15 protein-coding genes are annotated in these 24,313 nt (G+C 35.4%); 3 read left to right on the top strand and 12 right to left on the bottom strand.

The genetic code is table 11. The features are described from left to right. Positions 1–172: 172 nt before the first annotated feature. The 4 genes from LUA86_RS16000 to surE all read right to left on the bottom strand — a co-directional run bounded on the left by LUA86_RS16000 (position 173) and on the right by surE (position 3,972). A complete protein-coding gene (locus LUA86_RS16000) occupies positions 173–1,177 on the bottom strand; it encodes a LacI family DNA-binding transcriptional regulator (protein WP_231464581.1) in 1,005 nt (334 codons plus the stop codon). 122 nt (positions 1,178–1,299) lie between these two features. Then, positions 1,300–2,406, bottom strand: a complete 1,107-nt coding sequence (gene lpxB, locus LUA86_RS15995; RefSeq protein WP_231464578.1) for a lipid-A-disaccharide synthase — start codon at positions 2,404–2,406, stop codon at positions 1,300–1,302. Positions 2,407–2,850: 444 nt separating this feature from the next. Then, positions 2,851–3,123 (bottom strand): stationary phase survival protein SurE, encoded by a 273-nt coding sequence (locus LUA86_RS15990; protein WP_231464575.1) that lies wholly within the window; start codon positions 3,121–3,123, stop codon positions 2,851–2,853. 3 nt (positions 3,124–3,126) lie between these two features. Beyond that, the gene (gene surE / locus LUA86_RS15985; RefSeq protein WP_231464570.1) at positions 3,127–3,972 is read right to left on the bottom strand and encodes a 5'/3'-nucleotidase SurE; all 846 of its coding nucleotides are present in this window, start codon (positions 3,970–3,972) and stop codon (positions 3,127–3,129) included. A 222-nt stretch (positions 3,973–4,194) separates the two neighbouring features. On the opposite strand from surE, the gene LUA86_RS15980 reads away from it, so the two are divergent. After that, entirely contained in the window at positions 4,195–7,125 is a 2,931-nt protein-coding gene (locus LUA86_RS15980; protein WP_231464568.1) for a pitrilysin family protein, read from the top strand. A gap of 237 nt (positions 7,126–7,362) precedes the next feature. Here LUA86_RS15980 and LUA86_RS15975 read toward each other — a convergent pair whose 3' ends face one another. From LUA86_RS15975 to LUA86_RS15945, 7 genes are all read right to left on the bottom strand, one after another. After that, positions 7,363–9,078 carry a hypothetical protein gene (locus LUA86_RS15975; RefSeq protein ID WP_231464565.1) on the bottom strand — a complete coding sequence of 572 codons (1,716 nt, stop codon included), beginning with the start codon at positions 9,076–9,078 and terminating at the stop codon, positions 7,363–7,365. A 14-nt stretch (positions 9,079–9,092) separates the two neighbouring features. After that, positions 9,093–10,376, bottom strand: coding sequence for an MFS transporter (locus LUA86_RS15970; protein ID WP_231464562.1), 1,284 nt, complete (start codon positions 10,374–10,376; stop codon positions 9,093–9,095). Then, on the bottom strand, positions 10,361–11,419 hold the full coding sequence (locus tag LUA86_RS15965; protein WP_231464559.1) for a glycoside hydrolase family 130 protein: 1,059 nt from the start codon (positions 11,417–11,419) through the stop codon (positions 10,361–10,363). The genes LUA86_RS15970 and LUA86_RS15965 overlap by 16 nt, the downstream gene beginning before the upstream one ends. Positions 11,420–11,506: 87 nt before the next feature. Continuing rightward, on the bottom strand, positions 11,507–12,991 hold the full coding sequence (locus LUA86_RS15960) for a RagB/SusD family nutrient uptake outer membrane protein (protein ID WP_231464556.1): 1,485 nt from the start codon (positions 12,989–12,991) through the stop codon (positions 11,507–11,509). 19 nt (positions 12,992–13,010) lie between these two features. Then, positions 13,011–16,085, bottom strand: a complete 3,075-nt coding sequence (locus LUA86_RS15955; protein WP_231464554.1) for a TonB-dependent receptor — start codon at positions 16,083–16,085, stop codon at positions 13,011–13,013. A 117-nt stretch (positions 16,086–16,202) separates the two neighbouring features. Further along, positions 16,203–20,339, bottom strand: coding sequence for a hybrid sensor histidine kinase/response regulator transcription factor (locus LUA86_RS15950; RefSeq protein ID WP_231464552.1), 4,137 nt, complete (start codon positions 20,337–20,339; stop codon positions 16,203–16,205). Between the two features lie 134 nt (positions 20,340–20,473). Further along, on the bottom strand, positions 20,474–20,659 hold the full coding sequence (locus tag LUA86_RS15945) for a CsbD family protein (RefSeq protein WP_109926271.1): 186 nt from the start codon (positions 20,657–20,659) through the stop codon (positions 20,474–20,476). Between the two features lie 202 nt (positions 20,660–20,861). Here LUA86_RS15945 and LUA86_RS15940 point away from each other — a divergent pair, with 202 nt between their 5' ends. Next, on the top strand, positions 20,862–21,317 hold the full coding sequence (locus tag LUA86_RS15940) for a carboxypeptidase-like regulatory domain-containing protein (RefSeq protein WP_231464549.1): 456 nt from the start codon (positions 20,862–20,864) through the stop codon (positions 21,315–21,317). 12 nt (positions 21,318–21,329) lie between these two features. Next, positions 21,330–23,693: a SusC/RagA family TonB-linked outer membrane protein gene (locus LUA86_RS15935; RefSeq protein ID WP_231464546.1), complete on the top strand. Its 2,364-nt coding sequence runs from the start codon at positions 21,330–21,332 to the stop codon at positions 23,691–23,693. Here LUA86_RS15935 and LUA86_RS15930 read toward each other — a convergent pair. After that, positions 23,677–24,207, bottom strand: coding sequence for a transposase (locus tag LUA86_RS15930; RefSeq protein WP_255713487.1), 531 nt, complete (start codon positions 24,205–24,207; stop codon positions 23,677–23,679). The two genes, LUA86_RS15935 and LUA86_RS15930, sit on opposite strands and share 17 nt — an antisense overlap. Between the last annotated feature and the right edge of the window lie 106 nt (positions 24,208–24,313).

The following is a 24,313-nucleotide window of genomic DNA, read 5'->3' as shown; positions in this document are numbered from 1 at the left end:
CCAGTAAAAAAAAAGAATATTTGACATACAGTTAGGGTTCTGCGAAAGTCTCATAAATACTTGGTTATGGTAAATCGTTTTACTACATCAATAGTAGAAATTTTTTTCTAAATAATAAAACGATTTAGTTGTAAAATAAACGTTACACTAAAACCAAATGAAGAGTTTGAATTTAATCTCGAATGATAAGCTTGGTGGGCAGAATAATTTGTTCTTCAGGTAATTTTGATTTTGAAGAAAGCTGACTTAAAATCAGCTTTATAACTGTTTCTGCAATTTCCTCTAAGGGCTGTTGTACGGTTGAGATGCCTGGAGTGTGCAACTCAAATGCTTCATGGTCATCATATGCAATAACCGATAAATCAGCACCAATCTTTTTATTTAATTGCTTCAATGCCTTCAATCCACTTATGGCTAAATAATTGGTTGCAAATAAAACGGCATCCAAAGTTTGGTTTTCTAGCAGGGTCTTTATTTCTTTTATAGTTGCTTCTTCATCCTGATTAAAATGAATTTTTACAACTAGCTCTTCTTTATAATCAAATTTGTTATCTACTAACGCTTTCTTGTAACCCTCAAAACGTTCGGTAATTTGTTGCACATCAATATCGGTTGTAACGAGTGCAATATTTTTTCGGCCTTCTTTAATAAAACTTTCTACCGATTGGTAAGAAGCGTTAAAATGATCGGCACCAACATAATTTGTTTTTAACTCGGGTAAATTTCTATCGAAAAATATTACCGGTTTATCTTCATTGAGCAAAGCCTGAACGTCTTCTTCTAAGCCCTTAATTGGCGAAATGATGTAAGCATCAACTTTTCGGGTTTTAAACAAATTAATTAACTCTTGCGCTTTACCAATGTTATTTTCTGTGCTGGAGTATATAATTTTGTAACCTCTTTTATATGCCTTATCTTCTATCAGGCGAGCAATTTTAGCAAAAAACGAGTTCGAAATGTCTTCAACAATTAAACCTATAATGTTTGAATTACCGGTTCTTAGGCTTCTGGCAATTTGATTTGGTTTATAACCACTTTCTTCTATAATTTTTTCAACCTTTTCGATTACAGCTTCACTAATAGATTTTTCTTTTGCCTTTCCGTTAATAATAAAGGAAACTGTTGTTATAGATACATTGGCTTTTACAGCAATGTCTTTTATAGAAAGGGCTTTCATTCTCGAATCGTAAATAGTTGATGGTGGCTCAAAACTAAATAAAAAACATGAGTTTTGCTAAATCGTTATAATGGCACCAAAAACAGTGAAAAACCAGGCTCATAAACCAATTGGTTTTTATACTAAAGCTTTGAATATCTAACAATTAATGCAGCCGTTTTTTCTGAAGCGCCCGGTGTACCCATTAAATTAAGCAGCTGTTCATATTCATTCAGCATTGTTTTACGCCCTTCTCCCGAAATGATTAAATTCAGTTCCTCACTAATTTTTGCTGTATTGCAATCTTCCTGAATAAGTTCTGTAACTATCTTTTTGTTAACAATTAAATTAACCAGAGAGATAAATTTAATTTTTACCAGCATACGGGCAATAGCAATTGATATGGCACCGCCTTTATAAACCACAACTTGTGGCACTTTAAACAAAGCAGTTTCTAAAGTTGCCGTACCCGATGCAACTAAGGCTGCATGCGCATGAAACAGCAAATTATAAGTATTATTAAAAATAAGTTTTACATTTTTGCCGGCGATAAACTGTTGGTAATAATCTTCGGTAAAAGTAGGCGCTGCAGCAATGGCAAACGCATAGTTAGGAAATTGACTGGTAACACTTAGCATTTCTGGCAATAAACGTTCTATTTCCTGCTTTCTGCTTCCGGGCAGCAATGCAATAATTTTATCATCACCGAAATTATAATTTGCGCTAAAGGTTGGGTCTGCCTTAAACTGCGCTTTCTCATCCAAAAGCGGGTTGCCAACATAATCTACATCCATGCCCCATTCCTTGTAAAAATCTACTTCGAAAGGCAAAATACAGAACATGTGGTCTACATCTCGTTTAATTTTTAATACCCGTTTTTGGTTCCACGCCCAAATTTTAGGCGAAATGTAGTAACAAACTTTAATGCCTTGTTTTTTAGCAAACTCAGCAATTTTAAGGTTAAAGCCCGGAAAATCAATTAAGATTAAAACATCGGGCTTCCATGCAGATATATCATTTTTACAATTTTTTAAGTTTTTAAAAATAGTTTGCAGATTTAGTAAAACCTCTGTAAAGCCCATAAAAGCCATTTCGGCATAATGTTTTATTAATTCACCGCCTTCTGCCTGCATTTTATCGCCGCCAAAATACCTAAAAACAGCTTCCTTATCTTCGGCCTTTAAAGCTTTCATTAAGTTGGCTCCGTGTAAATCGCCCGATGCTTCTCCAGCAACTAAGTAGTATTTCATTTATTTTTAAGTTGTGCGTTTTTTTTTATTTTAAAGCCTTTTTTTGAAAACGATTGGTACAGTTTTCATCGTTCAGTTTAGTCCCGCTATCACTTATAGCCGCTCCCGATGAAGAATCGGGATTGCGGGCTATTTTTTCTATCGGGTTTGGGTACAACAGTTTGTGCACAAAACCCAAACCTAAAAAATGCAGCGCTCACATTTTGCCAGAGCAAGCTTTTGTTTTTAAACCCGATTGCAGCGGAAATACTTTTTGTTGCTCTGTCACGCGGAACTTGTAGAAGCGCCTTAGATATTGTCCTTCTACAAGCATAGGATGACAGCTATTAAAGGCAGTAACGAAAACAAAAAGATTAAAGCGCCCGCCTGCCGGACGGGCAGGAAAAGTGGGACTGCTTAAAGCTAAAAACTACTAACGTTTATTTTCAAATTATTTATCTTTCACTAAGCTACTTTGTAAGCAAAGAAAATAAATGCACATACAAAAGTTGCTGCAAGTATGCCTCTGCCAATGTTTTCTTTATTATACTTAAAAAAATATTGCATTAAATATGCGTTAAAGGCAATTGCGCCGATGTACAATAAATCGGCCTTGCTTAAATATGCAACATGGTTAATGATAAACCAGGCAAATGCGCACAATATCGCCGGAGAAAGCAAGCCAATTCCTAACCCTATCCAAACAGAATTTTTAATTTTTGCTAAACTACTATTCATTATTTAGCCTAAATTAATTCCATCGGGTGCAGAAACTTTACTCGACTTTTCGTTAGAATTTGTTTGCGTTTTAGCACTAAAATTCCAGCTGTTAAGCATTTGTATGGCATGGTGAGCAGTTAAATCAAACTGAACCGGAACTACTGAAACGTAACCGTTTTCCAATGCCCAAACATCGGTATCTTCGCCTTTATCAAAATTCTCGAAAACCCCCGTTAACCAATAATATGGTCTGTTGTAAGGGTCTTTCCGCTCATCAAACTCTTCCATCCATTTTGCATTTGCCTGGCGGCAAATTTTAATGCCTTTTAAGCCATCACCTTTAGGGAAATTAACATTTAGCAATATGCCTTCGGGTAAACCATTTGCCAAAACCTGCTCGCAAATGTTTTTGATATACTTTTTTGTGAAACTAAAATCGGCATCGGCTGCAAAATTATCTAAAGAAAAACCAATTGAAGGAATTTTTTCGATGGCACCTTCTACCGCGGCAGACATTGTGCCTGAGTAAAGAACGTTTATGGAATTGTTTAAGCCATGATTGATTCCAGAAACACACAAATCTGGTTTTTTACCCTTAAAAATTTTATTAACGGCAAGCTTTACACAATCTACCGGTGTACCGCTGCACTTGTACATTTCTACGCCCGGGTAAAGTTCTACTTTATCAAAACGAATGGGTTTGCCAATTGTAATGGCGTGGCCCATTCCACTCTGCGGACTATCAGGCGCTACAACAACTACGTTTCCTAATTCCTGCATCACTTCCATTAGGTTTTTAATGCCTAAAGCGGTAATGCCATCATCATTTACAACTAAAATATTGGGTTTAGTGTTTTGCTTTGTCATGCTGTAAAAATACAGATTATAAATTTAAGCGGTAGTAAAGCTGATTATTATATTGATGAGTTATTTAACCTTTTCTTTTAATTATTTCAAAAGCATTTCATTCGATACAATAATCCATTTATATTTGGTAAAGTAACTTATTAACCCTACGATTTAGAATTTTAATCATCCATTAGAGCAATAAAATTGCGAAAATCGTTATCATAAACCAAAATCAAATAAATGAAATTCAAACTATTTACGCTTGCTTGCTTTTTAGTAACAGGTTCGTTTGTAAAAGCACAAACTTATCTGTGGAAAACAGCAACTGGAGGCGGTTACACGTATAAATATGTAACCAACGACCCATCGAATTCGAGATTTTACACCCTTAAAAATGGTTTAACCGTAATTCTTTCTCCAAATAATAAAGAACCAAATATTCAATGGAGAATGAGCGTTAGGGCGGGTAGCAACACCGACCCGAAAAACGCAACAGGTTTAGCGCATTATTTAGAGCACCTTTTGTTTAAAGGAACTGATAAATTTGGCACAAACAACTGGGCTAAAGAAAAGCCTTTGTTGGATAAAATTGATGCGCTGTACGAAAAGTATAACAAAACTACAGACCTTGCTCAACGTAAAGAAATTTATAAAGAAATTGATAAAACTTCTGGCGAAGCATCAAATTTTTCTATCGCGAATGAATACGATAAAATGATTTCTGGTATTGGTGGTAACTCATCAAATGCCCATACCTGGTACGAGGAAACCGTTTATAATGAAGATTTTCCATCAAACGCAGTTGATAAATTTTTGGCCATTCAAAGTGAGCGTTTCCGCAAACCAATTTTCCGTATTTTCCATACAGAGCTTGAAGCGGTTTACGAGGAAAAAAACCGTGGTTTAGATAGCGACCCAAACAAGCTTGATGAAGCGATGATGGAATTGCTTTTCCCTACGCATAACTATGGTCAGCAAACTACAATTGGTACTATTGAGCATTTAAAAAACCCATCGTTAGTTGAAATAAGAAATTACTACAACAAATATTATGTGCCGAATAATATGGCTGCCATTTTCACCGGTGATTTCAACCCTGATGAAATGATTAAAAAAGTGGACAAGGCATTTAGCTACATGGTTTCCAAACCTGTAACCTTATACAATCCGGCTCCTGAAAAACCTTTAACAAAAATACAGAAAGTTGATGTTTATGGTCCGAGTGCAGAGATGGCCGAAATTTATTATCGCGGCTACGCCGAAAACACACAAAACAGCTTAATGCTTAATTTAATAAAAAGTATTTTATTTAATGGCAAAGCAGGTTTAATAGATATCAACCTAAACAAGCAACAAAAAACACAAAGAGCCAGCGCAAGCTATCAGCAAATGAAAGATTACGGTGTGTTCAATTTATCTGCACAACCGCGTCAGGGCCAGAGTTTAGAGCAAGCTTCGAAATTATTGTTAGAGCAAATTGAGCTTTTAAAACAAGGTAAGTTTGATGATGGCTTGATTAAAGCGATAGTTGCAAACCAGAAATTTAGTTTCTTACAAGCTTTTGATAGCAATAATAGCAGAGCTGAATATCTATCAAACGAGTTTATTTTAAACAGAGGCACAAAATGGGATAAAAGCTTAGCAGACATAGAAGAAACTGCTAAAATTACTAAAGCGCAGGTAGTTGCTTTTGCCAACACTTACTTTAAAGATAATTATGTTATCGGCTTCAAACATAAAGGTGAAGACAAAAACATAGTTAAAGTAGAAAAGCCAACCATTACGCCAATTAATGCAAATGGCAATTTAACATCTCCATTTGTTAAAAGCGTAATCGAATCTCCGGTTAAGCCATTAGAGCCAAAGTTTTTAGATTATAAAAAAGATATTGTTGCCGGCAAAGTAGGTATTGCAGAGGTTTTAACAACTAAAAATACCGATAATTCTATTTTCAGAATGACTTACAGATTTAACCACGGCACTAACAATTATAAGTTATTACCTTATGCTGCAAGCTATTTACCGTTTTTAGGAACTGATAAATATACTGCAGAAGAAATTAGTAAGGCTTTTTATGATATTGCTTGCACCTACAGCTTAAACGTTGGTACCGAAAATACAACCCTAAACATTAGTGGCTTACAAGAAAATTTTGATAAAGCAGTAAGCCTAGTTGAACACATTCTTGCAAATGTAAAACCTGATGAAAAAGCTTTAGCAGATTTAAAAAATACCATTCTTAAAAATCGCGAAAATAATAAATTAAATAAAGGCCAGATAATGGTTGGTTTAACTTCTTATGCACAATATGGTGCGGTAAACCCATATAATAACGTGCTTTCTAACGATGATGTTAAAAACATGAAAGCCGAAGATTTAATTTATTTGCTGAAAAACTTAACTAATTATGAGCATGTAATTACTTATTACGGACCAAAAGACGTTAATGCAATTACTGCCGATATTAAAAAAGAACATCCTTTAGCTAAAGAATTTACGCCGGCTGCACCTGCAAAGGTTTATAATTATACCGTTCAGGATAGCAACAAAGTCTATTTTGCTAACTATGATATGGTACAATCAGAAATTCGCTGGTTAAGAAACACTGGAGTTTACAATAAAACTGACCGCCCGAATATTGAGGTTTTTAACAATTATTTTGGTGGCGGAATGGGTTCTATCGTATTCCAAACCATCAGAGAATCGAAAGCATTGGCATATTCTACCTATGCGCTTTACCAAATGCCAGATAAAGCCGACAGACAATATAGCATGATTGCTTATGTTGGTAGCCAGGCCGATAAAATGACGGATGCCGTTAACGGAATGAATGAATTATTAAATGTTTTGCCACAAAGTGATAAATCGTTCGATGGTGCAAAATCAAACGTGCTTTCTTCGCTCGAAACCACAAGAATAACTAAAGATGGTATTTTTGCCTACTATTTTGCCGACAAAAAATTAGGCTACGATTACGATTCAAGAATTGATTTATACAAAGGTTTGAAACCAATAACCTTTACTGATATTAAAGGTTTCCACGACCAAAAAATAGCAAATAAGCCTTACAGCTATTTAATTGTTGCATCTGATAAAAAAGTGAAACTTGAGGATATGCAGAAATTTGGCAAGGTTACAACCTTAACATTAGAACAGATTTTTGGATATTAGATTTGCAATATTTAAACTAAAAAAAGCGTTCCGATTAATTTCGGAACGCTTTTTTTGTACATATTCTTTATGATTTTTACTACAAACTATAATTAGAAAATGAGTGTGCAGTAATCTATCGGAAACCTCAGCCCCGCCATTCGCTATAGCCCTCGTGAAAACTCGGGGCTGCCGCTGCTGTCGGGTTTACAAACAAAAGTTCATCTTTCAAAAACATAAAGCTAAATTGCTTTAAAGCTATTTTTTCTGATAATCGATAACAACACCATTAGCCAATAAATGATTTTTCGCTTTTGTAATTTTGCTACCCGTTGGTACTTCAACAATCAAAACAGAACGCATACCATTTAGCTTTAATTGATTAGAAGACAGTACATTTTTAGCAATAAATTTTTGGCTTACCGCATCATATAAATCAACCTTTGTTTTGCCTTTCGTTTTATAGTTTATCGCTTTGCCGTCTTTGTAAGGGTTATAAATCAAATAAGATGGGTAAGCTTTATTTTTATAAAAATCGGTGGCAAGCACGTCCAATTTCAAAATTCCGTCAACATTGGTTTTCTCCACAATGGCGCCGAAAATACCAACATGCCCGCTGCCATAAACACTAAATTGCGATACTTCAGGATTTTTTCCTGGTACCCATTTCGGTCCATCACCCTGTGCAACCGGACCTTTTTTATCTGTGTAAAGTGTATCAAAAGTAGAAACTTTGGCAAAACCTTCGTAAGCAATAACTCCTTTGGTAACCGATTCAAACTGAGGTATGGTTTGTCTATCTGCCGGCATGTATTGAGGGTAAAAAAACCTTGAAGCATTAACCGCGTTTAACATCCATTTACCAATTGCATTTGCGTAAGCTGTATTATAACGTACTGTTGGCACCAGCGGCCAGGCGGCATCAAATGTATTCATTAAAAAACCATAACCACCGTGGTCTACAGTACTACCAACAACGCCAGAAATATCGTAACCATTCCAGTTTCCGGTTAAAACACCCCAACCTTCTCGACATACTGCAGTTCCGTCAAATGTCCAGTTCATTAATTTTTGAACATCAAATTTTGTTCCTTGCTCTACATTCATTCTTGCAGCTAAATAAGCTCCAAAAGGCATTAACAATTCGTAAGTAGGATTTATTTTATTACTTTCAAGAGCCGTCATAGCGCTTATGGCACCTTTTAAATAACGTTTATCGCCAAATTTTTTATAAGCAGAATATAGAACCCATGCATGCCCGGCAGCTGCATCTTGCTGTGCGCAAATCTGGTTTTTCATCGGCTTCATTTGGGCATAATCAAAATACGAATAATTATAATCTCCCTTTAAAATTGAATCGGCCTTAAAAAATTTTTCTGCTATACTTTTTGCAATCCAATCAAAATCCTTTTGCTTTGGATATTGCTCGCAAATGGCATAAAATAAAACATTCGGATAAACATCATACCACCAGTCTCTGCCATAACCTCCTCCTAAAAGTGCAACCTCGGGAGCAGTATTGTTCATCATAATATTCCATTTGGTATCACGATTAAAATAGTTTTTCAGCATGGCAACATAATTGATATTGTTCTGCTTGCTTTTATCTATTCCGATTAAAGTGGCGCCCATTACCGCTCCCATATTAGCCAAAGCTTCATGAAACATGCCTTTATTATTCTGCTTACCCTGGCGAACATCGCCTACGGCAGTGTAAATACCCATAACCGGCTGTTCAAAATTTTTGTTGGTACTATCCATCCAAACCACTGGCCAATATTCGCCCTTAGCGTTAAAATCATAAATGGTTTTATCAAAATTTTGCGCCATCAGCCTCCAGTCAATAATTTTTAAAGGCTGTGGAACATCGGCCATTTCATCAACCCGATTTAGCGATACCTGCTTAACCTGGGCATAAACAATATTCGAAACAGCTAATATTAATAGAGCTAAAAGTATTTTTGTAATCCTCATAAAAAAATTCTTTACTAGTTAGTGATAGGAGCAACAAGCGTTGGCTCTTCGTTACTCAAAATTGGAGCGTCATCTATATTTTCTATTTTGCCCTGCTTAATGATATCCTTGGCTACCCAAAACGAGGCCAGTTGCAAAACAGCAACAATTACAATGGCATAACGAAGGGCAATTTCTACAGAAAAACTATAAGCCAATACTAAAAATGTTCCGGCGCCAACCAAACGGCCAATATACAATCCAGCTTCGTGATTTAATATGTAGGCAAATTCGCTGCGTTTTTCTTTCTTGGTTAAAATATCAATTACACTGTATTGAATAGGGTAATAAGCAATATCTAACAAAGGTTTTGCCAGCAAAAGTAAAAGCATAAATATGATAACTCCTGTGCTGTTGTATAAAATACCGTTAATGATTGCTGCAATAGCAAACAATAACAATCCGGCTCCAAATACATAAACCCGGTGTTTTGGGGCAGTTTTTCGACCAATTATATACATTACAAATGCGGCAATAATGGCGCCCACAGATTGAGCTGTGCCCAAGGCACCTTCTTTACCCACTAATAACATAATTAACATTGCAGGTGCGGTTACTAAAAATCCTTGTACCAAACCTTTTAAACTGGCTAATCTTAACAACTTGTACCAATAAGGGTCAAACTTAAAATAGACAAATTTCTTTTCAGTTGGATTTGTAAAATTACCTCTGAAACACATTATCGAAGCCAAAATTGTAATAAATACCACAAAGCCTGTAACAATGCGATAGGCTAATTGTGCGTTACCACTTATTGCAGATTGATACTCTATGAATGCGCCAATAGAAAAAGGTATTATGATTGCAATAATGGTGTAGAAGAATGTTTCTAAGCCATAATAGTAATTTCTATTCTCATCATTGGTCATGGCCAAAGCTAAAAAATCCCTATTTGCCCAATAAAACCCGAAAGACATGCCCATAATTAGTCCGGCAACACCAATTCCAACGGTATCTAAGGTAGTTAAAGACATCATAACCATCATAGAAATTCCACTTAGCATCATCCCTAAAGAATATAAAGTTTTGATAGAAAAAGTACGTAATAAGTAACCGTTTATTAAAAACGTAATTGGAATACCTGTGTAAATGGTTAATTGATAAACAACCACTTTTACCGGATCATTTGAACTACGCATTACATAGGCTGCTACAAAAATATCTATAACAGGTAATACAATGCTATAAATTAAATTGGTTAGAGTTAGTACCTTAAAATTATAGGATTGACTTTTAAAATGAGCTATTTCTGATCGCATGATTTTAATTGAGCTAAAATGTTTTGAATAGAGAATTTCGCACCACAAACAAATTCATCGGCTGCGCCATAGTAAATGGTTAATTCATCGCCGTTAACAGTGTGGCCATTTGTAAAAACCACCTGACCAAAAAAGCCAGATAATTCATACTCAGCAATCGGCTTCATAATTGGCTCTTCAGTTTGGGCGATTACTTTTGAAGGATCATTCAAATCCATTAAAAATGCACCTAAACAATACTGATGTTCGGCATTTGCCCCATGATAAATTTCCAACCAACCTTTGTCGGTTTTTATTGGCGCAGCGCCTGCACCAACACGTTTACTATCCCAATGGTGTTTTCGGGTTTTGATGATGCATTTATGATTCCCCCAATGAATACCATCTGGCGATTCGGCAATCCAAATGTAATTACCGCCTAAATCTACACTGCTTGGGCGATGTAAAGCATAAAATTTACCGTTAATTTTCTGTTCAAAAATGGCGCAGTCTTTATTGTGTGGTGGGATAATCATGCCATGCTTCTCAAATGTTTTCCAATCTTTAGTACTACGCATACCCACACCAACACCATTTTCAGAAACTGAAGTAAAGGTGAGGTAATAAGTCCCTTCGATTTCTGCTACTCTACAATCTTCTATACCGAAAGATTCAGCAGCACCTTCGCCATGTAACAGTGGATAACCTTCAGGTTGATAAAAATTTATGCCATCATCACTGCAAACCAATCTTAAATGCGATAAAGTTGTTAAATAATCGGCACCTTTATAATTGATAACCCGAGGGTCTGTAGCAATTAATTCAGGGTCGCTTTCCAAAATTTCTATAATTTCGATTCCACCTTCTTTTAAAACCGGAAATGAAATTACACCGGGTTTTTGCTTGGGTCTTTCGGCAACTCTAATTAATAACCAGGTTTTGTTTTGAAAAGTAAATACACCCGGATTTAATAAACATGCAATTTCTAACCCTTCTACGCTTGGAGTTAAATCTTTTGGAGATAATATTGGGTTTTGAGAAAATCTCTCAGCAGCATCTGTCATATATGTTTTGGATAAATTTTAGCCGAAATGGCTATTAGAACAATTTATAAGTTAACTGGCAGTAAATTTAATTACTGCCAGTTTCTATTAATAACCAGGATTTTGTTTTAATGTTCCTGCAGAAGCATCAACTTCTCCTTGTGGAATTGGGTATAGATAATGTTTATCCTGAAAATTTTTGCCTTTGGATGTCATAACAGTTTTAGCGATTTTCCAGCGTTTTAAATCTAACATTCGTTGCGATTCGAAACCAAGTTCTACCCTGCGCTCAGAAATCAACCAGTTTTTAATTTCTTCTTTATTGGTTGATGTAGAACGATTTGATAAAGTACCCGCTGGAGGCAGCACTCCCGCTGCGCTGGCGCTTGTTCTAGCTCTGGTTCTAATCTGATTGATGATTGATACTGCATCGGCATATTGCCCTAATTCATTTTGTGCCTCAGCTTTCCATAATAAAACATCAGCGTAGCGGATGTAAATTTTATTATTTGCCGCATCATCATTGCCTTTATTTGAGCCATTTGTACTACCTAATAACTTATTTACATTTTGATTTGGAGCATCAACCGTATAAAGTTTTCTTGGATCATTTGCTTCAAAAGCATTTAAGAAATCAGTACTTGGCGCAAAGAAACCCCAACCTAAAGGCGCACAAATACCATTTCCTTTTAAAGGATTCTGGTTACTTTGATGGTCATAACAAAAAATAACTTCGTTCTCTGCAAATTCTTTCGTTTGGTTAAAACTGTCAAAATAATTGGCATTCAAACTATAAAAACCCAAGGCTTGAAGCTCGTTTACATTTGTCACAACATCAGCCCATTTTTCTGTATACAAGGCACTTTTAGCCAGCAAAGCTATTGCCGAACCTTTATTTGCTCTCCACCTTTCGGTTGCAGAACTGTATTTGGCATTTGGCAACAAACCTTTCGCCAGCGTTAAATCTGATTTAATCTTATCCCATACCGCATTTTTATCGGCTTTAACAGCTACTTCAAAAGCCTCTTGATAAGTGCTTACAGGTTTTAGAATTAATGGTACATCGCCAAAATTTGTAACCAGCGAAAAATAATAATATGAACGTAAGAAATAAGCTTCCCCTAATAATTGATTTTTCCGGGCTGCCGTTATACCTGTAATTGCCTCGATATCGGGTTTAGTTAACAATTCAATTGCGATATTAAGGCGCTTAATGCCTTCATAATCATATTTCCATAAACCATTCGGACCACCATTTGTAGACGTAAATGTAAAATTGTTTATGTCATCCATCCAGGGTTGGTCGCCATCTGGATTCCATTTTTTCTCCAAATCATCTGATGCGATATCCTGTAATACCAAATCGTTTTGAAAAACCAAACCGTTTGCCCAATCCCATTGCGCTAAAATGTTTAATCGGTTTGATAACAGTTGATATGATGAATTTACAGAGTTTTCTACTGTACCCAAAGTTGGCGTAGCATTAACCTGCTCTAGAGTAGTTAAGCCCACAGCTTCTGTAGTAAGTTGTTTTTTACAGCTTGTAAATGTAGCTAAACCTATTACTGCACTTATATATAATATTTTTTTCATGATATTTTTAATAAAAGGTTTACAAATTAATTTTTAAACCAAGGATAAATGCTTTTGATTGAGGATAAGTTCCTTTGTCTATTAACGAGGTCGACTCTGGATCTAAACCTGTATAATCGGTAATGGTGAACAAATTCTGACCAGATGCATATAAGCGAACATTTTTAACACCAATGTTTTTAATATCAAAAGTGTAGCCTATTTCTATATTTTTTAGTCTTAAATATGAAGCATCTTCAACAAAAACACTTGATACATTACCACCACCATTATTGTTAAAGGTTACACGAGGCAAAGTATTACTTGTTCCCGGACCATTCCAGCTATCTAAAACCGAAGTCATGGAGTTAAAAGGTCTGCTATCAAAGTTTATAATCTGCTTTAAGTCGTTATAACGATCTACACCCTGAACACCTTGAAGCAAGAATGAAAAATCGAATTTTTTAAATGACGAAGAAAAGGCAAATCCGTAAGTAACTTTTGGTATTGGGTTGCCAATAAATGTTCTGTCATCAGCATTGATTTGTCCATCGCCATTTAAATCTTTAAATTTAATATCGCCTGGTAAGGCGCCATTTGCATTCGAAAATAAATGACTACTTACTTCTGCCGGTGTTTGGTAAATTCCATCAAAGGCTAAACCAAAATATGAGCTAATTGGCTGGCCAACTTCAGTTTTTGTATGCGTTTGGTCGTCGATAATATTTTTAACAAACTCTTGCAATTTATTTACGCGATTAGTTAAAGTTGCAACATTTGCATTGATATTGTATTTAAAAGCTTTGTCGCGGTTTTGGAAGTTTAAACCAAACTCAAAACCTTTATTTGTAACCTCACCTGCATTTACATAGGTTCTATCAATTACTCCAACCGATACTGCCGGCAAACCCACGGTTAACAGAATATCATCTGTTTTTTTGTTGAAATAATCAGCTGTGAAAGATAGCTTGTTCTTTAAGATACCGAAATCAATTCCAAAGTTGGTTTGTGTTGTAGTTTCCCATTTTACATCTGGGTTACCATAACGTACAACGTTTACAATACCACCCGATTCTGAAACTAAAGTTTGATAGGTGTTATTAGGGATTTCCTGGTTACCAGCTTGCCCCCAACTTCCTCTCAGTTTAAATTCTGAAATCCATTGAACATCTTTTAAGAAATTTTCCTGAGAAAGCATCCAGCCGGCAGAAACTGATGGAAAATAGCCCCATTTATTACTAGGACCAAAGCGAGATGAACCATCTGCCCTTAAGGTTGCCGTTGCAAAATATTTTCCATCATAGTTATAAGAAGCACTACTGAAAAATGAAACCAGGCTAAACTGGCTTGCAGAACCTGAATTATAGATATTGCTTAGGCTTCCATAATCTAAATATTGAAATCCTGATGTACTTTTATTGAAGTTTTGCCTGCTGCCACCAATTGCCGATGATTTACTTGAAATACTTTCGGCACCAAGTAAAAAGTTTACACTATGTTTTTCGGCAAAGGTTTTTACATAATTTAAGGTGTTGGTAAAGGTAAAATTCATTACTTCTCCCCTGTTTTCATCCAAATTGTTCGGCTTATTATTTCTGCCCTTACCAGGATAAAGTTCATCAGGGTTATTATCATTATCATCACCATAATTTTGAGCGAAATTTTTATTGTGAGAAAAACTGATATCAACACCTACACTTGAACGGAAGGTTAAAGATTTATCACTTAAAAAGGCATATTCACCGTAAAGGTTTCCAAATGTTTGAAACGTTTTTCTTTTATCATTTGTAAAATTTACAATGGCAATTGGATTAGAGCTGAACTCAAAATTCTTATCCCAACCGTTATTATTACCCGTATAAAAAGGCAAATCAGTAAAAGGATTAGCCGCAGAGTAGGTTGGATCGTTTACGTTTTTATAAACACCTAAAACCGGCGGACGCAATAGTGCATGACGAATTACGCCGGGAACATCACCACTTGATGATAATTTATCTTGCTTAGCAAAACTTAACTGAAGATTTGTGCCAACTTTAAATCTGTCGGTTACGTTAGCATTTACGTTCGACCTGAAGTTAAAACGCTCATAGCCATCATGATTTTGCACCACAATACCATCCTGTTTAAAATAACCTGTTGAAATTAAATACTGTACATTTTCAGAACCTCCGTTAACAGCGGCTTGCAAATTAGTGGATTTACCAGTTTCGAATAATTCGCCCAGCCAGTCTGTATCGGCCAAATCAGTTCTGCTTCTTGCTGCCTGGTACGGACTAACTGCGTTTGCGGCATTACCTAATGTATTATGCCAGGCTCTATCTTTAATTGTTAAATATTGGTCGGCATTTAACATTTTCGGCAAATTGGTTGCCTGATAAAAGCCATTAAAATACTCTATGTTAAGGTTTGCTTTACCTTTTGTGCCACTTATGGTGGTAATAATTACAACGCCGTTTGCAGCTCTTGAACCGTAAATTGCACCGGCTGCAGCATCTTTCAGAACCGTCATCGACTTTACATCGCTTTGATTTAGAAAAGAAATATCCCGCGTAGGCACACCATCAATAACATATAAAACGTCATTATTGCCTAAGGTTCCTTCACCTCTAATTCTCAGTTTAATACCATCGCCGGGTGCACCTGTGTTTGCAGCAACAAAAACACCAGCCACTTGACCTTGCAATGCTTGAGCAACATCAGGTATCCTGGTTTTTTGCAAATCACTCATATTAACTGTAGCAACAGCACCAGTAATTGAAGCTTTCTTTTGAGAGGTATAACCTACAACCACCACATCATCTAAAGATTGAGCAGATGGCTTTAACGAAACGCTTAAATTACCTCCGGCTGCATTTAGCGTAACAGCATTATAACCAATGTAATTAAATGTTAAGGTTTGTGAGCCACCCACCTGTAGCGTGAGCACATATACACCATCTTCGTTTGTTGTGGTTTTGTTTTGAGTATTGGTTTGAGCCACTACAACACCCGGTAAAGGCTGATTAGATTCATCGGTAACTTTTCCTGTTACTTTAGTTTGAGCATAGCTTGAAAAACCCGTTACAACTAAAAACAAGAAAGCCAACAATGCATAAATACGTCTGTTTTTTTTCATCTGATTTATATTTGATTAGTACACAAATATAGCTCAGCAGCTATGCAACAGTAGTACACTATAATAACATTTTAGTTCACTATTGTTGCAAACAAGCGTAAAAAAGGCCTTTTTTGCTTATAATGCTTCTTTATCTAAAATTCCTTCGTGCTGTTTTTGGCGATAATCATTAGGAGCAAAATGGTATATCTTTTTAAACTCTCTAAAGAAATAAGATTTATTATTGAAACCCGTTTTATAAAATATTTCGGATACGTTTAGCGATGAATTTTGGAGCAATACCGCAGCATGTTTCAGGCGTATTCTTTTTATAAATTCAGATGGTGTCATCCCGGCTAAGGTTTTCAGCTTGCGGTAAAGTTGCATTTTACTAATGCACAAAGCAGCTTCAAGTTTTGCAGCATCCAAATCAGATTCTGCCAGGTTATCTTCAACAGCTTTAACAAGTGCATTTAAAAACTCCTTATCGCTTTGCTCTAAATCAACATCTACAAACTGATTATTGATGTTGCCATCTTTAATCAAATTGTTCATGCGCTCACGGTAATCTAATAATTTGCGAACCCGCATCTGTAAATAATTAACATGAAATGGTTTCGGAATATAGGCATCAGCGCCTGTTTCATAACCTTCAGTTTTATGTTCTTCAGTGCCTTTGGCAGATAGTATTATAAATGGAATGTGGCAGGTTGCAGGTGCGGTTTTCACAAACTTACAAAGTTCTAAACCGTCCATTTCTGGCATCATAACATCACTTACTATTAAGTCGGGTGTATTTTTTTTAAGAAACTCTAATGCCTTTAATCCATTTTCGGCTTCGTAAACGATGTAATGTTCGCTTAAAATGTTTTTTATCAGAAACCTCAAGGCCGTATCGTCTTCCACAACCAAAACGGTATGTTCAGCTTTTTGCTTCAAATTGTCAATTAATGCTGCTTTATTATTTTGTTCTACTGTTGATGTAATTTCATCGCCATAAGGTTTTAAAATAGATTCGAAAAGATAGGATGGAGCCGATGCCACAACTTCATTTTCCTTTCCACCAATAACCTGCTTTAACTTCAGTTTGAAGCTAAATGTAATCCAATTTTGTTTTAAAGAGACATCAATACTACCATCCATTATAGAAATTAGCTCTTTAGTAAAAGCCAAACCAATACCAGAATTAAACTTCTCAAACTGCGCCTCTTCGCCAACTTTAAATTCCTCAAAAATACTTTGCAAATCGCTTTCTTTAAGTTTACAGCCAGAATTTGCCACAGTTATTTCCAGCTCATTTGCTTTTTCATCATAGTTAGCATTAAATTTTATGGTTTCATTTATACCTGCATGTTTAAAGGCATTAGATAGCAGGTTAAAAAGCACTTTCTCAAATTTATCTTTATCAATAAAACCTGCAATTGATTGTTGAATTTCTCTGGTAAATTCTTGCTTATTTTTTTCAGCGATTGGAATAAACAATTGCGATAAACCGTTTAATAATTTTGTGATGTCAAAATAATCTTCGTTACTTTTCAGATAGCCAGCTTCTGCCCTTCTAAATTCTAATAATTGCTGCACCAAATACGTAAGCCTTGCTGTGTGCTGATGAACGAGCGACAAAAAGAAGTTTTTATCCTTAGGTTTCTCTACTTCATTTTGTTTTTGCATAACATGCTCTACCGAACCCATTATTAAGGTTAAGGGCGTTTGTATTTCATGGGCAATATTTGTAAAAAAGTTAATCCTTTGGCGATGAATTTCCTCATCCTTTTGCCTGAATAAGGATGCTCTCTCCAGTTTAAATTTCATCTCTAATTTATTTTTTCTGTAAAGATGAAAGGCATAACCACCAATAATTAAAAGCAATAAATAAGCTGCATACGCCGGAAGTGTAAGCCAAAAATATTGTTTCACTTCAATGTTTAAGGCGATAATATCTTGTGTCCAAATGCCTTCACCATTACTCCAACGCACCATTAACTTATAATTACCTGCCGGAATATTATAATAAGCTATTTCTCCGTTTGTACCCGTATATCGCCAGGTTTGGTCTAGCCCTTCAAGTTTATAAGCAAATTCATTTTTTGATGCATTAAAGTAGTTTAGCGCATTAAATGAAAACTGAAAGAAATTATTCTTTCTATCTAATGTGAATGTTTTAGGGCTTTCAGCTTTGGCTTTAATAATAACATATTGATTGTTCTCGAATTTAACGCCGCCCATCTGCAAATCTGAAATTACTAGATTTGGCTGCTTTTTATTTTCTACAATATTTCGTGGAATAAAGTAATTGAAACCATAAATGCCTCCAAATAACAAATTCCCTGTATTCGATTTAAAAACTGCTCCATCACTAAATTCGTTGCTTTGTAAACCATCGCTATGCTGATAATTAGCAATGCTTTTGTTTAGCGGATTTAATTTAGCCAATCCTTTACTTGTGCTTAACCAAATGTTGCCAACATTATCTTCCTGAATGGCATGTATTGTATTATTGGGTAAACCCGTTTCGGTGGTTATTTTTACAAATTTGGGCTTTTCCCTTGCCGATTCTGATTGGCTTAAGTAATTTAAGCCGTAACTGGTACCAATCCATAAAGTATTTTTGCTGTCATAAAATAAAGATAATACATCGCTATGCGATAAACTTCCTTCATAACCAAGGGCTTTGTAAGTTTTAAAAAGACCAGTTTTTTTATCAAGTACACTTAAACCACCATATCTGCAGGCTATCCAAAGCTGGTTGTTTTTGCCTTCTGCAAGGGCATAAATAATATCATTTACAGGGCCATTTTTCTCTACTCCAGACGAGGCATACTGCTTGAATTTAGAAACTGAAAGAGCTCCATCAATATTTCTTTGCAGCTTTAGATGAATTAAACCATAACCACTTGTACCTATCCATACCGAACTATCTTTATCTTGAATTATCGTGTAAACCGATTTAAAATCAGGAAGTTTAGATGAACCTTTTATGTCTTTCCATCTAAGTATGGTTTTCAATTGTTCGTCATAAACGGATACGCCTACACCATCAGTTCCCATATATATAAGCTTATCGGCACCACGCTTAATTGCAAAAACAGAATTATTTTCTAGACCATTATTTACGTCAATTTTTTTTGAAACAAGATCCTTTCTGTTGTCCCAAAAATCTTTAAAAATTAATACACCATTACCTTTCGTTCCTACCCACAAATCGCCATTTATCTCTTCAAAAGCTCTGATAGGTTTATTTACAGCGTTGTCATTTAACTTACTAACTATGCCAAATAAATTTTCTTTTGGATAAATTTGAATCAATCCATTTCCATCGGTACCAAGCCATAAAGTTTTGCCCTGACTAACTTTTATTGCCGTAATTTTTAGGTTTTCTAATTGATTAGACTCTTTCTTAAGAAAAGTGGATGTTTTAAATTCTTTATCATAAATGGATAAACCCTGGTTCTCCCAAGCCACAACGTAATTATTTTGATAACTTGCTATTGCCTTGATTTTTTTAGGTGCGATGTTTAATTGATGTTTAACACCATCACCTCTAACCAAAAAATGTTCGTCTTTATTAGTTGAATAAATAAGTTGATTATCGACAAGAAAAAAATTATTAATACCACCTTTTGAACTGTACTTTTGTGTAATACTGAGCCTATCAGAATTTAATTTGCCAACAATTAGTTCGCCTTTTTTATTGATATAGTATAATTTTTGATTAGCGAAAGCCATTTTAACAATACCATCACCAGAAGAAAAATGGTGATAAAGTTCGAACTTATCAGTATTAGCGTTGTACAGGCTTAAATCACCATTAGCAGCATAACAAAAAACAGCACCTTGATGATTAATAATTAACTGATATTCATTTTCTCTAACCTTTTGGTTAACCGTATTCTTGTAAAAGTATCTGTAAAATTTGCCATTAAGTTTGTTGTAGCGAGAAATACCTCCTATGGTGTTTATCCAGATATTTTTTTGGTTATCTTCATTAATAGACTGAATAACATTACTGCCAATGCTATTCTCGGCCCTGCCGATGTTATGGTTATAAACAGTAAACTTTGTTCCATCGTATCTGTTCAAACCATCCCAGGTACCGATCCATATTAGTTGGTCTTTATCTTCAAAAATACTGTTAATAGAACTGTTAGATAATCCATTACGATTATCTAATTGCTGATAATAAAAAGGTATGCCTGGTGGATTACCATTAACATAAATAAAGGAGCATGCACTAAAAAAGAAAATTATAAAGAGCCTACGCCACACCTTACTCATAAAAGCTAAAATTTATTGTTGGAGAAATTTTAAAGGATGCGCAATAAATTTAAAGAAAATATTAACTACTCATAACACTAAACAAAAACAGGCAACTAATTTTAGTTGCCTGCTTAATAAATTTGAGCTTAATTCTACAAAGAATTAATCCACTTTACAAGTTCGTCTCTTCCTTTGCCGGTTTTTTGTTGAAGCTTACCTAACAATTCATCATCTTGCCCTTCTTCATGCTTCAAATCATCATCTGTTAATTCGGCATAAGCTTGTTTTACTTTGCCTTTTATCTCGTTCCACTTTCCTTTTAATTCTAACTTATCCATTTCTTTAAATATTTATAGGTTATTAAATAATGCATTCATTATTATAACCAACAAAACGAATCTTTGTTTAAAAATTCATCTAAGAAGGCTATTAAACAAAAAGTTTTAATCGTTTTAAGAATGAATAATCTAATATTTTTGTTACATTAGCTTTGTTAATCCCTATTTAACAAACTATTATAAACTTAAAACGACCTATTTGATGAAAAAACTACTCTTAAGTTTCTTTTTATCTTTTTGCGTAATTACATCTGTTTTTGCACAAGACAAACCAATTAGCGGAAAGGTAACTTCGGGTACAGGCGAACCGCTCCCTGGAGTAAGCGTGTATGTGAAAGGAACGCCGGCAAACGGTACGCAAACAAATGCATCAGGCGAATACAGATTAACTGTTCCGCAAAATGCAAATACACTAACTTTTACATTTGTTGGTTATAAATCAAAAGATGTTGCAATAAGAGGTAACACTGTTAATGCAAATCTGGAGGTGGATAACACAACATTAAGCGATGTTGTTGTGGTTGGTTATGGAACGCAAAGTAAGCGTGATTTATTAGGATCTCAGGCACGTGTAACCGCGGCCGAGATGAAAGATAGACCTTTGGCGACTGTTGAAAGTGCGCTACAAGGTAAAGCTCCTGGGGTTTTCATTAATTAGAGTAGTGGTAAATTGGGTCAGGCTTTACAAATACGCGTTAGAGGTATTTCTTCAATTTCTGCAAGTAATCAACCATTATTTGTAATAGATGGTGTGCCAATTGTAACTGAAGCATTGGGTACTTATACAGAGGCTGATAATCCTCTGGCTGCAATTAGCCCAGATGATATCGAATCGATGGAAGTTTTAAAAGATGCTGCAGCAGCGGCAATTTATGGTGCACGTGCATCAAACGGTGTTGTATTAATTAGCACGAAAAAAGGTAAGCAAGGAAGAACCAATATCGATTTTGGATATTATGCAGGCTTTAGCGACCCAACCAAAAAAGGTGAATTTTTAAATGCAGATCAATATCGTCAGTTACTGAATGAAGCATTTAAATACAACAATTATGATGGGGGCGACTATGCAAATGCTGCTGAAATGTGGGAAGATTATACGGGAACAACAGATTGGACGAGTAACAATAATACAAATTGGGTTGATCAGGCATTTAAAAGAGGTCACATACAACAGTATAGCTTAAACATTAATGGTGGAAATGAGAAAACGAGATTTATGATATCAGGTAATTACAATAATAATGATGGTATTATTATCGGTAACAGATATGTTCGTACTGGTGGAAGATTGAGTTTAGACCATACCGTTTCAAAAATTTTAGATGTTGGTGGTTCGATAAACATCTCTAAAGTGGACAACTATCGTATTTCAACAGATAATGCATTTTCAAATCCACTGCAACTGAACGCATTACCTCCTATTCAGCCAGTTTATGATGAATTTGGAGAATTAAATCGTTCAACTGTTTATTATAATGGATTAATTGATGTTGCAAATGGCAAAAATTTATCTACTACGTACAGAACATTTGCGAATGCATTTGCAAGCTTAAAAATTACGCCTGATTTGATTTTCAGAAGTGAATATGGCTTTGATTTTAACAATTTAGAGGAAGAACAATTCTTAGGTTCAAAAACTCAGGATGGTGGTAGCACAGGTGGATATTCATCTGATTACATGGCTAAATCTATAAATTTTAACACTAATAATACCTTAAATTACACAAAAACTTTCAACGATAAACATAGTTTAAATGTGTTGGCTGGATTTGCTTTCCAGGATACTAAATTCAGATTTTCTTCAGTTGAAGGCACAACACTACCATCAGATAGCTTTACAAAAATTGCAAGTGCTGCTGTTATTTCAGCTGGTAGTTCTTCTGAAACTAGACACACTTTTGTTTCATACTTAGCTAGAATAAACTATAAATTTCAAGATAAATATTTATTAAGTGCATCAATTAGAACAGATGGTTCATCGAGATTTGGGATAAACAATAGATACGGAACGTTCCCTGCTGTTTCTGCCGGATGGATTATTAATGAGGAAAGTTTTTTAAAAGATAGTAAAACGATAAGTCAATTAAAACTTAGAGCGAGTTATGGTTTAACTGGTAATGCCGAAATCGGTGATTTTGCTTCAAGAAATTTATACAGAGGAGTTAATTATGCTGGAGTTGGTGGTACACGTCCGTTTCAACTTGGCGACCCCAATTTAACCTGGGAAACAACGAATAACTTTAACATCGGTTTAGATTTCGGTTTCTTTAATGATAGAATTTCATCAACAGTTGAATACTATAAAAAGAAAACAACCGACTTATTGTTAAATGCTCCAATTGCAGCTACTAATGGTTTTTCATCGATAACACAAAACATTGGTGATATGCAAAATCAAGGTTTTGAATTCTCTCTAAATACGAGAAATTTCATCGGAGAATTTAAATGGAGTACCTCATTTAACATTTCATTAAACAGAAACAAAGTTCTACGTTTAGTCAATGACCAACCAATTTTTACAGGCGGTAGATTTTTAGGTAGAGTTGCTGTTGGAGAACCATTAGGTTATTTTTATGGAAAAGCTTATGCAGGCGTAGATCCATCGAACGGAGATGCAATTTATTATGTTGATGCATCAAGAACCGCTACAACTAGCGATTATAGTCTTGCTCAAAATCAAAAGCTAGGTGATCCAAATCCTAAGTTTTTTGGTGGTTTAGGAAATCACTTCTCGTACAAAAACTTCGATTTAGATGTACAGACCCAATTTGTTTCTGGAAATGACATTTACAATATGGCAGGTGTTTTTCAATCGGCCAATGGAGATTATTTTGACAACCAAACAGTTGATCAAATGAATTATTGGACACCAACGAACAGAGTTACCATGATTCCTCAACCAAGATTTAATGAGGGTAATGGAACAAGTCCATCTTCTCGTTGGATTCAGGATGGTTCTTACCTAAGAGTTAAGAGTGTAAGCATACGACCAACCCATCTTTTTTTTGGCAGATATTTTAGGCAGTTGGTTTAGTCCAATTATTTGGCATAAGTTCTTTAAGCTTATTTGCTTTGTGTGATGGTATTCTTTCCAGGATATCAGTAAGCCATTCCTGAGGGTTTATGTTGTTCATTTTACAGCTTCCCATGAACGTATACAACATTGCTGCTCTTTTGGCCCCTTCGTGAGATCCCGCAAAAAGATAGTTCTTTTTTCCGATTGCAGATGGCCGTACGGCATTTTCAACCCCATTGTTATCTATATGAAGTTTTCCATCCTGTAGATATACAGTAAGCTTATCCCAAAGATTTAGGGTATAAGCAATCGCCTTCCCGATCACGCTGGATGGGAGTACCTCACTATAATTCTGGACCAGCCATTCCCTGAATGTATTGAGTATCGGTAATGCCTTTTGCTGGCGAATTTCCCTGATCTGCTCATAGCTGTACCGGTTTTCTTTGCAGGTGCGTTCGATCTGATAAAGTTGCTGGATCTGCTGCAGGGCCAAAGTAGCCCTTGCCTGATCTGTGCACTTCCCAAAATTCAGACCATTTAAAAGTAGAATTCTAGACCGAGCGCAGCGAGGCTATTAGAAAAACTATTAATTTTAATTGGCAATATGAAAAGAATCAAGTTTACGGAATCCCAGATTG

Origin of the sequence: Pedobacter sp. Leaf132 (assembly GCF_920984695.1) — a bacterium.
GTDB lineage: Bacteria > Bacteroidota > Bacteroidia > Sphingobacteriales > Sphingobacteriaceae > Pedobacter.
The sequence above is the reverse complement of the archived record's forward strand: the minus strand, read 5'-3'. Positions and strand labels throughout refer to the sequence as shown.

What these genes read in the sequence shown, in the direction of transcription:
- LUA86_RS15990 (WP_231464575.1), bottom strand. Translation starts at nt 3,123, where the DNA reads ATGAATAGTAGTTTAGCAAAAATTAAAAATTCTGTTTGGATAGGGTTA.
- LUA86_RS15945 (WP_109926271.1), bottom strand. Translation starts at nt 20,659, where the DNA reads ATGGATAAGTTAGAATTAAAAGGAAAGTGGAACGAGATAAAAGGCAAA.
- LUA86_RS15955 (WP_231464554.1), bottom strand. Translation starts at nt 16,085, where the DNA reads ATGAAAAAAAACAGACGTATTTATGCATTGTTGGCTTTCTTGTTTTTA.
- LUA86_RS15980 (WP_231464568.1), top strand. Translation starts at nt 4,195, where the DNA reads ATGAAATTCAAACTATTTACGCTTGCTTGCTTTTTAGTAACAGGTTCG.
- LUA86_RS15975 (WP_231464565.1), bottom strand. Translation starts at nt 9,078, where the DNA reads ATGAGGATTACAAAAATACTTTTAGCTCTATTAATATTAGCTGTTTCG.
- LUA86_RS15960 (WP_231464556.1), bottom strand. Translation starts at nt 12,991, where the DNA reads ATGAAAAAAATATTATATATAAGTGCAGTAATAGGTTTAGCTACATTT.
- LUA86_RS15940 (WP_231464549.1), top strand. Translation starts at nt 20,862, where the DNA reads ATGAAAAAACTACTCTTAAGTTTCTTTTTATCTTTTTGCGTAATTACA.
- LUA86_RS15970 (WP_231464562.1), bottom strand. Translation starts at nt 10,376, where the DNA reads ATGCGATCAGAAATAGCTCATTTTAAAAGTCAATCCTATAATTTTAAG.
- LUA86_RS15950 (WP_231464552.1), bottom strand. Translation starts at nt 20,339, where the DNA reads ATGAGTAAGGTGTGGCGTAGGCTCTTTATAATTTTCTTTTTTAGTGCA.
- LUA86_RS16000 (WP_231464581.1), bottom strand. Translation starts at nt 1,177, where the DNA reads ATGAAAGCCCTTTCTATAAAAGACATTGCTGTAAAAGCCAATGTATCT.
- surE (WP_231464570.1), bottom strand. Translation starts at nt 3,972, where the DNA reads ATGACAAAGCAAAACACTAAACCCAATATTTTAGTTGTAAATGATGAT.
- LUA86_RS15965 (WP_231464559.1), bottom strand. Translation starts at nt 11,419, where the DNA reads ATGACAGATGCTGCTGAGAGATTTTCTCAAAACCCAATATTATCTCCA.
- lpxB (WP_231464578.1), bottom strand. Translation starts at nt 2,406, where the DNA reads ATGAAATACTACTTAGTTGCTGGAGAAGCATCGGGCGATTTACACGGA.